12 protein-coding genes are annotated in these 13,509 nt (G+C 72.4%); 6 read left to right on the top strand and 6 right to left on the bottom strand.

Going from position 1 to position 13,509, the window contains the following annotated elements; translation table 11 throughout:
• Nucleotides 1-95: 95 nt before the first annotated feature.
• Entirely contained in the window at nt 96-311 is a 216-nt protein-coding gene (locus tag ACFOY6_RS14575) for a hypothetical protein (RefSeq protein WP_109518439.1), read from the bottom strand.
• A 231-nt stretch (nt 312-542) separates the two neighbouring features.
• On the opposite strand from ACFOY6_RS14575, the gene ACFOY6_RS14570 reads away from it, so the two are divergent.
• Together ACFOY6_RS14570 and ACFOY6_RS14565 are read left to right on the top strand one after the other, a co-directional pair.
• Nucleotides 543-2,315 carry an ABC transporter ATP-binding protein gene (locus ACFOY6_RS14570; RefSeq protein WP_379651476.1) on the top strand — a complete coding sequence of 591 codons (1,773 nt, stop codon included), beginning with the start codon at nt 543-545 and terminating at the stop codon, nt 2,313-2,315.
• Complete coding sequence (locus ACFOY6_RS14565) at nt 2,315-2,746, top strand: lysozyme inhibitor LprI family protein (RefSeq protein ID WP_379651474.1); 432 nt, start codon at nt 2,315-2,317, stop codon at nt 2,744-2,746. Before ACFOY6_RS14570 ends, ACFOY6_RS14565 begins: the two co-directional genes overlap by 1 nt.
• Nucleotides 2,747-2,762: 16 nt before the next feature.
• On the opposite strand, the gene ACFOY6_RS14560 is transcribed toward ACFOY6_RS14565, so the two are convergent.
• The 3 genes from ACFOY6_RS14560 to hemF form a co-directional block, all read right to left on the bottom strand.
• Nucleotides 2,763-3,431 carry a tyrosine-protein phosphatase gene (locus ACFOY6_RS14560; RefSeq protein ID WP_109518490.1) on the bottom strand — a complete coding sequence of 223 codons (669 nt, stop codon included), beginning with the start codon at nt 3,429-3,431 and terminating at the stop codon, nt 2,763-2,765.
• Between the two features lie 100 nt (nt 3,432-3,531).
• Nucleotides 3,532-4,530, bottom strand: coding sequence for a Bug family tripartite tricarboxylate transporter substrate binding protein (locus tag ACFOY6_RS14555; RefSeq protein WP_379631214.1), 999 nt, complete (start codon nt 4,528-4,530; stop codon nt 3,532-3,534).
• Nucleotides 4,531-4,638: 108 nt separating this feature from the next.
• Nucleotides 4,639-5,553 (bottom strand): oxygen-dependent coproporphyrinogen oxidase, encoded by a 915-nt coding sequence (gene hemF / locus ACFOY6_RS14550; protein WP_379651471.1) that lies wholly within the window; start codon nt 5,551-5,553, stop codon nt 4,639-4,641.
• A gap of 303 nt (nt 5,554-5,856) precedes the next feature.
• Between hemF and petA the strand changes: the two genes are divergently transcribed.
• From petA to ACFOY6_RS14530, 4 genes are all read left to right on the top strand, one after another.
• Nucleotides 5,857-6,444 carry a ubiquinol-cytochrome c reductase iron-sulfur subunit gene (gene petA / locus ACFOY6_RS14545; RefSeq protein WP_109518434.1) on the top strand — a complete coding sequence of 196 codons (588 nt, stop codon included), beginning with the start codon at nt 5,857-5,859 and terminating at the stop codon, nt 6,442-6,444.
• A gap of 12 nt (nt 6,445-6,456) precedes the next feature.
• Complete coding sequence (locus ACFOY6_RS14540) at nt 6,457-7,728, top strand: cytochrome b (protein ID WP_109518433.1); 1,272 nt, start codon at nt 6,457-6,459, stop codon at nt 7,726-7,728.
• Nucleotides 7,728-8,540 carry a cytochrome c1 gene (locus ACFOY6_RS14535; RefSeq protein ID WP_456316601.1) on the top strand — a complete coding sequence of 271 codons (813 nt, stop codon included), beginning with the start codon at nt 7,728-7,730 and terminating at the stop codon, nt 8,538-8,540. The genes ACFOY6_RS14540 and ACFOY6_RS14535 overlap by 1 nt, the downstream gene beginning before the upstream one ends.
• 138 nt (nt 8,541-8,678) lie before the next feature.
• The gene (locus tag ACFOY6_RS14530; protein ID WP_109518431.1) at nt 8,679-9,578 is read left to right on the top strand and encodes an S-methyl-5'-thioadenosine phosphorylase; all 900 of its coding nucleotides are present in this window, start codon (nt 8,679-8,681) and stop codon (nt 9,576-9,578) included.
• A 63-nt stretch (nt 9,579-9,641) separates the two neighbouring features.
• Here the strand turns inward: ACFOY6_RS14530 and ACFOY6_RS14525 are convergent, their stop codons facing one another.
• Together ACFOY6_RS14525 and ACFOY6_RS14520 are read right to left on the bottom strand one after the other, a co-directional pair.
• Nucleotides 9,642-10,001 carry a response regulator gene (locus ACFOY6_RS14525; RefSeq protein ID WP_109518430.1) on the bottom strand — a complete coding sequence of 120 codons (360 nt, stop codon included), beginning with the start codon at nt 9,999-10,001 and terminating at the stop codon, nt 9,642-9,644.
• A complete protein-coding gene (locus ACFOY6_RS14520) occupies nt 9,998-13,294 on the bottom strand; it encodes a PAS domain S-box protein (protein ID WP_379651468.1) in 3,297 nt (1,098 codons plus the stop codon). Before ACFOY6_RS14520 ends, ACFOY6_RS14525 begins: the two co-directional genes overlap by 4 nt.
• Between the last annotated feature and the right edge of the window lie 215 nt (nt 13,295-13,509).

Genomic DNA, 13,509 nt, shown 5'->3' with positions numbered 1-13,509 from the left:
CCCTTTTCCATGCCGCGCTACGGCGCGTCACCCGCTCCCGCGCAGCGGGGCCGGTCCGCCCGCGGGCGCCGGCGCCTCTCGGGGAGGAGCCGGTGTCAGTCGGCCACGCCGGAGCGCATCGCATCCTGGCTGAAATGGCCGCACCAATCCTGCGAGGAAACTACCGGCCAGAGGCCATGCGCCTCGGCGCTGGGCTGGCTCACCGGCGGGTTGAAGCGGCACAGCCCTTCCCCGGCCTCGGCCATGGCGGTGTGGTTGTCGAAGAACTTGCACTTGGTGCAGGCGGCGTCGGTGGCGTCGGCGAAGGACATGGTCGCGGTCTCCTCAACCATCAAAGGGATTACGGGAATAGTGCGCGAGGCGCCGGATCGTTCCAGTAACCCGGATGGAGATTTCGCGAGCATTACTGCGAATGATTGTCAGGTACTTTGACATGATAATCATTTGCAAGAAAAGCGCGCCGTTCGCTTCGCCCTGGTGGGCCGGGGCCGCGCCGCCGCAAGGCGCTTCCACGCGGGGCCGATCCGCTTTAAGCGCCGCGCATGGCCAAAGCCCTGCCCCCGCCCGAGACCAGCAAAGCCCTGCTCGCCCGCCTGTGGCGCGACTATGTGCGGCACCACCGCGGGGGCATCCTGCTGGCGCTGCTCTGCACGGCGGCGCTGGCCGGCTTCACCGCGCTCTACCCGCTGGTCATCCAGCAGGCCTTCGACCTGTTCACGGAGGGCGACGGGCGCATCGTCTGGCTGGTGCCGCCGGTCATCGTCGTCATCACCGCGCTGAAGTCGCTGGCGCAGTACGGGCAGGCGGTCTCGGTGCAGGCGGTGGTGCTGCGCGTCATCGAGTCGCTGCAGAACGACCTGTTCCGCTCCCTCACCCGCACCGACCTGGCGCTGGTGGCGCGGGAGGCGCCGGCCCGCTACGCCGCCCGCTTCACCGCCGACGCCCAGGCAATCCGCGAGGCGCTGACCAAGGCCATCAACGGCCTGGCGGACGGGCTGACGGTGGTCGGCCTCGTCGCCTCGATGATCTGGCTCGACTGGCACATGAGCCTGATCCTCGTGGTGCTCTACCCGATCGCCGTGGTGCCGGTGATGCGGCTCGGCAAGCGCATCCGCCGCGCCTCGGGCGGCATGCAGGAGCGGGTGGGCGAGACGGCGGCCATCCTGACCGAGAGCTTCGCCGCCGCCCGCGTGGTGCGCAGCTACGGGCTGGAGGCGCAGGAGGAGGGCCGCGCCGCCCGCGCCTTCGCCGATCTGCGCCAGGCGCTGCTCACCATCGCCCGCACCCGCGCCAAGCTGGACCCGATCCTCGAGGCGCTGGGCGGCATCGCCGTGGCCGGCGTGCTCGCCTTCGTCGGCTGGAAGGTCAGCACCGGCCGCGGCACGGTGGGCGAGTTCACCGGCTTCATCACCGCGCTGCTGCTGGCCACCCGGCCGATGCGCGCCCTCGGCTCGCTCAACGCCGCCCTGCAGGAGGGCTTCGGCGGGCTGATCCGCGTCTTCGGCGTGATGGACCGCCCGCCGCGCATCACCGAGCGGCCCGGCGCCCGGCCGCTGCCCGAGGGGGCGGGGCGGCTGGCCTTCGAGGCGGTCGGCTTCCACTACGAGGGGGAGGAGGGGGGGCCGCCGGCGCTCTCCGGCCTCAGCTTCGCCGCCGAGCCGGGGCAGACCGTGGCGCTGGTCGGCCCCTCCGGCGCCGGCAAGTCCACCGCGCTGACCCTGCTGCCGCGCCTCTACGACGCGACCGAGGGCCGCATCCTGCTCGACGGCGCCGACATCCGCGACGTCACCCTGGCCTCGCTGCGCGCCGCCATCGCCTATGTCGGGCAGGAGGCGGTGATCTTCGACGACACGGCGCTGGCCAACATCGCCTATGGCCACCCCGGCGCCGGCCGCGCGGCGGTGGAGGAGGCGGCCCGCGCCGCCGCGGCGCACGACTTCATCACCGCCCTGCCGCGCGGCTACGACACGGTGCTGGGGCCGGGCGGCTCGCGCCTCTCGGGCGGGCAGCGGCAGCGCATCGCGCTGGCCCGTGCCCTGCTGCGCAACCCGCGCGTGCTGCTGCTGGACGAGGCCACCAGCGCGCTGGACGCCGAGAACGAGGCCGCCATCGGCCGCGCGCTGGAGCGGCTGCGGGCCGGGCGCACCACGCTGGTGGTGGCGCACCGCCTTTCCACCGTGCAGCAGGCGGACCGCATCGTGGTGATGCGGGAGGGCCGCGCCGTGGAGCAGGGCCGCCATGCCGAGTTGATGGCGCGGGACGGGCTCTACGCCCGCATGGTGCGGACCCAGGCCTTCAGCGTGGAGACGGCATGATGCGGGCTCGGCGTATCCCGGCCGCCACGGGGCTGGCGGCGCTGCTGCTGGCGCTGGCTGTGCCCGGCCCGGCGCGCGCCGCGCCGGCCTGCGGCGCGGAGGAGACGCAGGCGGGGATGAATGCCTGCCTCGCCCGGGAGCTCGGCGAGGCCGACCTGGCGCTGAACGCGGCCTACCGCGCCCTCATCGCCCGGCTGGGCGCGGATTCGCCGCTGCGCGCCCCGCTGACCGAGGCGCAGCGGGCCTGGCTCCGCTTCCGGGACGCGGAATGCGCCTTCGCCACCGCCGGTTCGCGCGGCGGCTCCTTCCACCCGGCGGCGCAGTCCGGATGCCTGCTGGGGCTGACGCGGCAGCGGCTGGAGGCGCTCCAGGCCTATCTGAACTGCGGGGAAGGCGACCTCGCCTGCCCGGTGCCGCCCGCCGGCCGCTGAGCCGCGGCCGGCCGCCTCACTCCCGGCGCAGGATGCCGTCCACCAGCCGGTCCGCCCAGGCGCGGCTGCGGAAGGCGGCGCGCAGCGCGTCCTCGTCGTAATCCTCGCGCACCCAGTCCAGGAAGGGCTTGGGGCCGTGGGCGCTCAGGAAGCGGGCGTATTCGCGGAAGAAGGCATCGAGGATGCCGGTCTTGCTGGCCGAGACATGGCCATGCCGCCAGGAGAGCTGGCGCATCGCCACCTCCACGCTCTCCCCCTGCAGCAGCAGCCAGAGGCCGGCGGCCAGCCCGGTGCGGTCGGCGCCGGATTTGCAGTGGATCAGGATCGGCTCCGGCAGGCGGGTGAAGATCTCCGCCAGCCGCAGCATCCGGTCCTTGTGCGGGGCGCCGCGCGATTCCAGTGGCGCGTCCACATGCTCCAGCCCGAGCTCCGCCGCCATGGCGCGGCCGAGCGCGTCGGAGCCGCAGCTCTCCCGGTGGCCGCGCAGGTTGATGATGCTGCGGATGCCCGTGCCCTTCACCGCCAGCCGCATCTGGAAGGGGCTGGGGTGGTTGGAGCGGTAGAGGCGGCCGGGCGCCACCACGCCCCAGTTGCGCCAGGCCAGCCGCAGCACGGCGTGGTCGACGAACAGGCTGTTGAGCCAGGCGGCGCGCCGCCCGGCGGGGGAGGTGAGGTCCTGCGCCATGCCCCGGGGTATGGCGCCGCGCCGGCCCCGCGCCAAGGCCGGATGTTCCTGCCCCGCCCCCGGCGCATGGCGCGCCAGGAGGCGGGGGCGGAGCGCCGCTTCAGTCCGCCCGGGCGCCGGAGGACTTCACGGCGTCCTGCCACATCGGCCGCTCCGCCTTGCCGCGGGCGATGGCGTCCTCCGGCGTGGACCAGAGCGGCGTGCCGCCGGCCTGCAGGAAGCGCTGCTTCAGCGCCTCGTCGGCGGCGATCTCGCGCAGCGCCGCGTTCATCTTGTCGACGATCGGGCGCGGCGTGCCGGCGGGCGCCACGAAGGCGCCCCAGGAGGTGATGACGAAATCCTCCATCCCCGCCTCGGCCATGGTCGGCACGTCGGGCAGGGTCGGCCAGCGCTGGGCGCCGGTCACGGCCAGCGCCCGCATCCGCCCCTCCTGGATCACCGGCACGTAGGAGGCGAGGTTGTCGATGGCGAAGGTGACGTCGCCCGAGAGCATGGCCGGGATGGTCTGCGCCGCGCCGCGGAAGGGGACGTGGGTGGCATCCAGCTTCAGCCGGTTGCGGAAGATCTCGCCCGAGAGGTGCGGCGTGGTGCCGACGCCGGGCGAGCCGTAGGAGACGCCGTTGGGCTGCTTGCGCACCCAGTCGATGAATTCCTGCAGCGTCTTCGCCGGCACGTGCTGGCTGGAGACCACCACCACGTTGGGGAATTCCCAGGTGAGGGAGACGGGGATGAAGTCCCGGTCGATGTCCCACGGCATGCGGCTGTAGAGATACTGGTTGATCGAGAAATGCCCGATCGTGGCGGCGCCGAAGGTGTAGCCGTCGGGCGTGGCCTTGGCCACGGCGTCCATGCCGATGTTGCCGCCGGCGCCGGGGCGGTTCTCCACCACGAAGTTCTGGCCGAGCTTCTGCGACAGCCGCTCGCAGAGCAGGCGGGTCAGCAGGTCGGTGGAGCCGCCGGGCGGGTAGGGCACGACCATGCGCACCGGGCGGTCCGGCCAGTTGCCGGCGCCCTGGGCGCGGGCCTGGGTGGCGAGGGTGGGCAGGGCCAGGGTGGGCAGGGCCAGGGTGGCGCCCAGCAGGGTGCGGCGGGTGGTCATCGGGCGAATCCTCCGGTCTCGTTCTCTTGGACCGGGGCAAGATGCCGGAAAGCGGCGCGTCCGCGCCACCCCTCCCCGCCGCCTTTCATCGCCGCCCCGGGGCGCCCCTCAGGGCCAGCGCACCTCGGGCGGCATGGACATCAGGATGGCCTCGGTGTTGCCGCCGGTGCGCAGGCCGAACAGCGTGCCGCGGTCGTGCAGCAGGTTGAACTCGACGTAGCGGCCGCGGCGGATGAGCTGGTGCTCGCGCTCCGCCCCGGTCCAGGGCTCGTGCATGCGGCGGCGGATGATGGCGGGGTAGGCGGCGAGGAAGGCCTCGCCCACGTCGCGGGTGAAGGCGAAATGCGCCGCGAGGTTCTCGCCCTCCGGCTCGTCCCGTCCCAGCCAGTCGTAGAAAATGCCGCCCAGGCCGCGCGGCTCGTTGCGGTGGGGGAGGAAGAAGTACTCGTCGCACCAGGCCTTGAAGCGCGGGTAGTAGGCGGGGTCGTGCCGGTCGCAGGCGGCCTGGAAGGCGGCGTGGAAGCTGGCGCCGTCCGCCAGCGACTCGGGCGCCTGCATGTCCATCGGCGTCAGGTCGCCGCCGCCGCCGAACCAGGTGCGGCGGGTGGTGATGAAGCGGGTGTTCATGTGCGCTGCCGGCACGCGGGGGGAGCGCATGTGCGCCACCAGCGAGACGCCGGTGGCCAGGAAGCGCGGGTCCTCCTCGGCGCCGGGGATCTGCTTGCGGAACTCGGGGCTGAACTCGCCCCAGACGGTGGAGACGTTCACCCCCACCTTCTCGAACACCCGCCCCTTCATGACGGACATGACGCCGCCGCCGCCCGGCCTGTCGCCATCCGTCCGCTCCCAGGCGCTGCGCTGGAAGCGGCCAGGGGCCAGCCCGGCATGCGGCCCGCTCTCCAGCTCGTCCTCGATCGCCTCGAAGGCGGCGCAGAGCCGGTCGCGCAGCGACTCGAACCAGGCCCGGGCGGGCGCGGCCAGCGGATGGGCGCCGTGGGCGGGGAGGGGCGGGGTGTCGGGCATGGCGGGGCGGAACTCCTGCGGCGGCCCGGTCGGCGGGGCGCGGGGCGGCGCTAGCGCGGCGTCCGGCCGGCCGCAACCGGTGTGGCGTGGGCGCGGCAGGAAGGGCCGGAAGCGTGTCGCATGTCGCACGGCAGCGCCCGCAGCAATTGCCACCCTGCTACGCCTGCCTTTATATGGCGCCGGCGCACGGTGTTGCAGCGCGGCTTCGCGCGTGGCCGTCGCTGCCGCAGTTCTGCGGACAGGGATTAGCGGTCGGCCCGCCTGCCAGGATATCGGGGCGGCCGCCAAAAGGGACGATGAGGCATGGCCGATACGCTTGCGCCGAGCAGCTCCCCCGAAATGGGTGGCGCCCATGGGGAAGGTGCCCATGGCCCCGACCAGGGCACCAAACGGGACTTCCTAAAACTGGCGGCGGGCTCCTTCGCGGCGGTCGGCGTGGGCGCCATCGTCTGGCCGTTCATCCACTCGATGAACCCCGCCAAGGACGTGCTGGCGCTGGCCAGCACCGATGTGAACCTCGCCCACATCACCGAGGGCCAGGCCGTGACCGTGATGTGGCGCGGCAAGCCGGTCTTCGTGCGCCACCGCACGGCGCAGGAGATCCAGGAGGCCGAGACCGTGCCGCTGGGCGAGCTGCGCGACCCGCAGCCGGACAGCGCCCGCGTGGAGCGCAAGCCCTGGCTGGTGGTGCTGGGCGTCTGCACCCATCTGGGCTGCGTGCCGCTGGGCCAGCGGCCGACCGACGCCCGCGGCGATTTCGGCGGCTGGTTCTGCCCCTGCCATGGCAGCCACTACGACACCTCCGGCCGTATCCGCCGCGGCCCGGCGCCGACGAACCTTGCGGTTCCGGAATACAGCTTTACCTCCGATACCCAGATCCGCATCGGCTGAGGACCGCACCCCATGGCATCCGGCCTGCACGAGAGCAGCTTCACAAACCCGGTGGTGCGCTGGATCGACCAGCGCATGCCGGTGTTCACCATGATGCAAAAGGAGTACGGGACCTTCCCGACTCCCCGGAATTTCAACTACTTCTGGAATTTCGGCGCGCTGGCGATGATCAACCTGATGATCATGATCGCCACCGGCATCTTCCTGGCCATGAACTACACCGCGCATACCTCGCTCGCCTTCGAGAGCGTGGAGCGCATCATGCGCGACGTGAACTACGGCTGGCTGATCCGCTACGTTCACATGAACGGCGCCAGCATGTTCTTCATCGTGGTGATCGTGCACATCTGGCGCAACCTCTACTACGGCTCCTACAAGGCGCCGCGTGAGCTGCTCTGGATGCTCGGCGTCACCATCTTCCTGCTGATGATGGCCACCGCCTTCATGGGCTACGTGCTGCCCTGGGGCCAGATGTCCTTCTGGGGCGCCACCGTCATCACCAACCTGTTCTCCGCCATCCCGCTGGTGGGCGACGCCATCGTGACCCTGCTGTGGGGCGGCTTCTCGGTCGACAATCCGACGCTGAACCGCTTCTTCAGCCTGCACTACCTGCTGCCCTTCGTGATCGCCGGCGTGGTGTTCCTGCACATCGCCGCGCTGCACATCACCGGCTCCAACAACCCGCTGGGCATCGAGCCGAAGGGTCCGCAGGACACGCTGCCCTTCCACCCCTACTACACCATCAAGGACAGCGTCGGGATCATCGTCTACCTGATCGTCTTCGCCTTCCTGGTGTTCTTCAGCCCGAACTACCTGGGCCACCCGGACAACTACATCCCGGCCAACCCGCTGGTGACGCCGGCGCACATCGTGCCCGAGTGGTACTTCCTGCCCTTCTACGCCATCCTCCGCGCGGTGCCGAACAAGCTCGGCGGCGTGCTGATGATGTTCGGCGCCATCGCCATCCTGTTCGTGCTGCCCTGGCTGGACCGCTCGCCGGTGCGCTCCATGCGCTTCCGCCCGATCGCCAAGTGGTTCCTGATGCTGTGGGGCGTGAACTTCTTCGTCCTGATGTGGGCGGGCGGCATGCCGGCCGAGGGCGTCTACGTGCTGATCGCCCGTCTCTCCACGGCCTACTACTTCGCCTACTTCCTGGTGATCCTCCCCCTGCTGGCGAAGATCGAGCGGCCGCTCCCGCTGCCCGAGAGCATTGCCAAGGCCGTGCTGCGTGGCGGCGGCCCCCTGCCCGGCGCCGCCGTGGCCAAGCCCATGGAGAAGGCATGATGCCGGTGCGTAAACTTCCCGCCCTGAAACTGAAGGCGGCGGCCCTCGCGGCCGCCCTCTCCCTCGGGCTGATGGCCGCACCCGGCGCTCAGGCGGCGGAAGGGCATATCGAGATCCCCGACACCCGCTACTCCTTCGACGGGCTGTTCGGCACCTTCGACCGGGGCGAGCTGCAGCGCGGCTTCCAAGTCTACAAGGAGGTCTGCGCGGCCTGCCACTCGATGCGGCTGCTCTCCTACCGCAACCTGCGCGACATCGGGCTCTCCGCCGAGCAGGTGGCGGCCGTCGCGGCCAGCTACCAGATCCAGGACGGCCCGAACGACGATGGCGAGATGTTCGAGCGCCCCGGCCGCGCCTCCGACCGCTTCCGCCGCCCCTTCCCCAATGACGCGGCGGCGCGCGCGGCGAACAACGGCGCCCTGCCGCCCGACCTGTCGGTGATCGTCAAGGCCCGTGTCGGCGGCGCGGACTACATCCATGCGCTGCTGACCGGCTACGAGGACCCGCCGCCCGCCGGCGTCACCGTCATGGAGGGGATGTACTACAACAAGTACTTCCCCGGTCATCAGATCGGCATGGCGCCGCCGATCAACAGCGACGGCCAGATCCAGTACGCCGACGGCACCCGCGCCACGGTGGACCAGATGACGCGCGACGTCTCGGCCTTCCTGGCCTGGGCGGCCGAGCCGGAGCTGGAGACCCGCCGCGCCATGGGCGTGCGCATCATCCTGTTCCTGATCATCCTGGGCGGCCTGACCTATGCCGTGAAGCGGAAGATCTGGGCCCGCGTCGGCGGCGACCCGGTCACGTAGCCTGCACGGGATCGCCCACCGGGAGCGGTCCCTGCCGCAGAGATCTTGAGCGAATCAGGGGCCGCCCGCCCGGGCGGCCCTTTTCCACGCCCGGCGCCACGCGCGCGCCCCGGCCGACACCCACCGGAGGGACATCCGATGAGCCAGACCCCCAGCAGCGAGACCATCGAGCCGGTCATCGGCCTGATCGGCGGCTCCGGCCTGTACGACATCGACGGGCTGGAGGAGCGCGAATGGCGCCGCATCGACAGCCCCTGGGGCGAGGCCTCGGATGAGCTGCTGTTCGGCCGGCTGGGGGGCGTGCGCTGCGTCTTCCTGCCCCGCCACGGGCGCGGCCACAGCGTGCCGCCCTCGGCGCTGAACTACCGCGCCAATATCGACGTGCTGAAGCGCGCGGGCGTGACGGAGATCCTCTCCCTCTCCGCCGTCGGCTCGCTGAACGGCGACCTGCCGCCCGGCACCTTCGTCATCGTCGACCAGTTCATCGACCGCACCTTCGCCCGCCAGAAGAGCTTCTTCGAGACGGGCTGCGTGGCGCATGTGTCGGTGGCGCACCCGGTCTGCCCGCGCCTCGGCGACGCGGCGGAGGAGGCGGCGCGCGAGATCGGCCTGAAGCACAAGCGCGGCGGCACCTACCTGGTGATGGAAGGCCCGCAATTCTCCACCAAGGCGGAGAGCGAGCTGTACCGCGCCTGGGGCTGCGACGTCATCGGCATGACCAACATGCCCGAGGCCAAGCTCGCCCGCGAGGCGGAGCTCTGCTACGCCACCATCGCCATGGTGACCGATTTCGACTGCTGGCACCCGGACCACGAGCACGTCTCGGTCGAGGCGGTGGTGAAGGTGCTGCACGCCAATGCCGACCGCGCCAAGGCGCTGGTGAAGGCGGTGGTGCCGCGGCTGGGCGCGCCGCGCGGCGCCTGCCCGGCGGGCTGCGACCGGGCGCTGGAATACGCCATCGTCACCCCGCCGGAGAAGCGCGACCCGGCGCTGATGGCGAAGCTGGACGCCGTGGCCGGCCGCGTGCTGCGCGGCTGAGGGCGCCACGCCCGCGCAGGCCGGGGCAGGGGCCGGGGAGGTCCGCTTCCCCGGCCTTTTCCGTCAGCGGCAGACCCGCTCCAGCGCGGCGATGAGGTCGTGCGGGTCGTAGGGCTTGGCCAGGACCGGCACGTTGCGGTGCCGTTCCGGCAGCCCCGCCGCGCCGTAGCCGGTGGCGACGACAAAGGGAATGGCGTGCGCCACCAGCCGGTCCGCCACGGGGATGGAAGCTTGGCCGGCGAGGTTGATATCGAGCACGGCGGCTTCCGGATGCTCCGAATCGAACAGCGCCATGGCCTCCTCCACCGTCGCGGCCGGACCAAGAACGTGGGCTCCGGCCTCCAGCAGCGCATCCTCGACCAGCATCGCAATCAGCGCCTCATCCTCGACGACCAGAATGCGGCGGCCGTTCAGTCCGCTCATGCGGTTTCCTCTTCAACTTGGGGCCCATTCACGGGACGAAAGCGAATCGCTGCCTCGAAGCCAGTCTCGGCATAGGTCAAGGTGACGGAGGAACCCAGACCCAGCTCCGCTGGCAAGCCCCTTTCAAGCATGCGGCTGCCAAAGCCGCGGCGGAGGGGCTGCCGGGCCGGCGGGCCATTCCGCTCCTGCCAGTCCAGCTGCACCATTCCGTCCGGCAGGCCCTGCCAGCGTACCAGAATGCGCCCCTCGGCACGGGTCAGGGCACCATGCTTCGTGGCATTGGTGGCCAGTTCATGCAAGGCCAGCGCCAGGCCCAGCGTCTGGCGGGGGGCCAGCCACACCGCGGGGCCGCTGATGGCCAGCCTCTCCTCGCCGTTCTCGGCCGCCGCCTGCCAGGGTGCGAGGGCGGCGCGCGCCGTGTCCTCCAGCGTGGCGCCGCGCCAGGTGCGGGCCGTCAGCAGGTCGTGCGCGCGCGCCAGCGTCAGCAGGCGCGCCTGGAAGTCCTTCAGGAAGCGCGGCATCGCGTCCGGGCTCTCGCCGGCGGTGCGGGCCGTCTGCAACGCCAGGGAATGCACCGTGGCCAGGGTGTTCTTGACCCGGTGGTTCAGCTCGCCGAGCAGCAGGATCTGCCGCGCCTCGGCCGCCTTGGCCGCCGTCACGTCGCGCGCCAGCCCGCCGCGCCGCGTCATCACTCCCCGCGCGTCGAGGATGGGGAAGCCGATGTCGCGGATCCAGCGCATGCCGCCATCCGGCCGCAGGATGCGGTATTCGGCGTCGAACCGGCCGGATTGCAGCGAGCCGCGCCAGTCCTCCAGCACGCGGTCGCGGTCGGACGCGTGGATCGAATCGACCCAGACGACCTTGTCGGCCAGCAGGCGCTCCTGCGGGATGCCCCAGATCTGCTCGAAGGCGGGGCTGATGAACTCCACCTGCGTGCCGTCCGCATTGGTCATCCACATCACGTCCGGGCTGGCCTCGGCGAAGCGGCGGAAGCGGCTTTCCGAGGCCGCCAGCGCCGCCGCGGAGCGCACCGCCGCCTCGCGCGAGGCGGTCTGGGCCGCCACCTGGCGCGCCAGCTCCTCGCGCGCCTCGGCCAGTTCCGACACGTCGGTGACGGCGCCGATCCAGCGCAGGATGGTGCCCTCGCTGCCGCGCACCGGCAGGGCGCGCACCACGCACCAGCGCCAGCCGCCCTCGGCGCGCAGCAGCCGCAGCTCGGCCGAGAAGGCCTCGCCCCGCCGCAGCGCCCGCTGCCAGGCGCGCTCGGCCCGCCCCTGGTCGCGCGGGTGGACGATGCGGGCCAGCGACTCCATGGCGAGGCCGGGCGGCAGGCCGGTGAAATCCTGCAGGCGCGGATTGACATAGTCGATCCGCCCGTCCGGCAGGGTGGACCAGACGATCTGCGGGATCGCCTCGGCGAGGGTGCGGAAGCGCAGCTCGCTCTCGCGCAGCGCCTCGGCGGCGCGGCGCTCGGCGTCGATGTCCGACAGGGCGACCACCGCCCCGGTGACGCGCCCCTGCGCGTCGCGCACCGGCGCGGCGGCGGCGCGCAGCCAGACCATGGAGCCGTCGCCGCGGCGGAGCTGGAACTCGCCATTGGCCGGCAGCCCCGTCAGCAGCGCGCGGCCGAGCGGGAACTCCATGCCGTCCACCCGCCGCCCATCGGCATGGTAGCACTCCCAGTCCTCCCGGTAGGCCTCGACGGCGGCGGAGAGGGGGACGGGCCGGCGCAGGATCTCCTCCATGCGCCGGTTGCCGAGCAGGATGCGCCCGCCCGGCGCCTCGGCCAGCAACATGCCGACGGAGACGTTCTCCAGCACCGCCTTCAGCCGCGCCTCGCTCTCGCGCAGCGCCGCCTGGGCGGCGCGCTCATCGCTGACATCGCGGAAGAACAGGGACATCCCCTCGGTGGAGGGATAGATGTCGGCCGCGATCCAGCGGCCGAGCGCGGGGTGGAAGGCGGTGGCGCTCTGCGGCGTGCCCTCGGCCACGGCGCGCTGGCAGGCGGCGCCGAAGGGGCCGGCCTCCCAGCCGGGGAAGCTCTCATGCAGCGGCCGGCCGATGCCGGGGCATTGCGGCCCCATCTGCGCCCGGGCGCGGCCGTTCATGTAGAGGACGGTGCCGTCGCGGTCGAGCACCAGCACGCTGTCATGCGTGCTCTCCAGCACGGTCTGCAGCCGGACGTTGAGGGCGATGCGCTCGGCCTCCAGCGCGTCGCGCTCGGTGGCGGCGCTGGCCAGGGCGGCGGCGGCGCTGTCGATCTCGCGCAGGCCGGTGGGCGGGAAGGGGGGCAGCGCCACGCCGCGGCCGAAGCTGGCGGCCATGCGCCCCAGCCGCTCCAGCGGCATCGCCATGCGCCGGTCCACCCAGAAGGCCAGGGCGCCGGTGAACAGCAGCAGCATCAGGCCGCCCACCAGCAGCACGGGCGAGAGCAGCCGCAGCAGCGCGCCATCCACCATCTGGCTGGGGAGGCTGACCAGCACCATCCAGGGCGCGCTGTCGACCCGGTGCCAGGCGACGTAGAGGGGGCGGCCATCCGCCGCATTGTCCCGCGCCCAGCCGAGCGGCCGGCCTTCCTGCAGGGCATTCCGCGCGGCGCCGGCATAGGGCGCGGGGGCGCCGCCATCCTCCGGCTCCCGCGGCCGGCGGGCGACGATGTTGCCGGCGGCATCGGCCACCGCCGCCGACCAGCGGGGCGGCAGCTGAGCCCATTCCAGGTGCTGGCCCCACAGCCAGGCCGGGTCGATGGTGGCCACCAGGAAGTATTCGGGCGGGCCCCCCTCGGCCTGCGGGACGGGCTGGGTGATGTCGACGCCCTGGGGCGCGCCCGGCCGCTCGGGGGGCTGCAGGCCGGAAATGCCGCGCTGGGGCGGCGCGTCCAGCGCCGCCGCGCCGGCCTTCGGGGCTCCGGTCTCCGGAGCTCCGGCCTCCGGGGTTCCGGCGGTGTCGATCAGCACGCGCCCATCGGCGTCGGTCAGCCGCAGCCGCGCCTTCTGCCGCAGTGGCAGGGCGAGGGCCTGGGCCCGGAAGGCGGCCAGGTTGCCCTCCAGCAGGCTGGGCGAACTGCCAAGCGCCGCCAGCTCCGCCTGCAGGCTGAGCAGGTCGCGCTCCAGCATGAAGGCCAGCTCGCGGCTGCGGCCCTGCGCGGCGGTGACGATCCGCGTGCGCTCCGCATCGGCCATCCGCCCGGCGACATGCCCGGCCAGGCCCCAGACCGGCAGCAGCGCGGCCAGGGCGATCAGCAGCAGGTGCAGGCGAACGGTGGGGTTCCGGTCCGGAACCGGTCCGGTCATGCTGCTCCTCGCGGTGGCCGGGGTCGATCCATGCTAAGGTTCCATGCGCCGCCCATGGCTGGCGCACAAGGCCCACTCCATCGCCTGCGCGATTTCACCGCGGGTGTTCAGCCTCCCCCGCGCCTCTCGGGCGCGCCTCTCCGGGCGGCGCCTCTCCGACGGCGTGCCGCGCCAGGGGTGCCGGCGCGGCCCTGCATGGCCCCGGCCGGCGTGCC

Source organism: Teichococcus aestuarii (assembly GCF_042651065.1).
GTDB classification, from domain to species: Bacteria; Pseudomonadota; Alphaproteobacteria; order Acetobacterales; family Acetobacteraceae; genus Pseudoroseomonas; species Pseudoroseomonas aestuarii.
The sequence above is the reverse complement of the archived record's forward strand: the minus strand, read 5'-3'. Positions and strand labels throughout refer to the sequence as shown.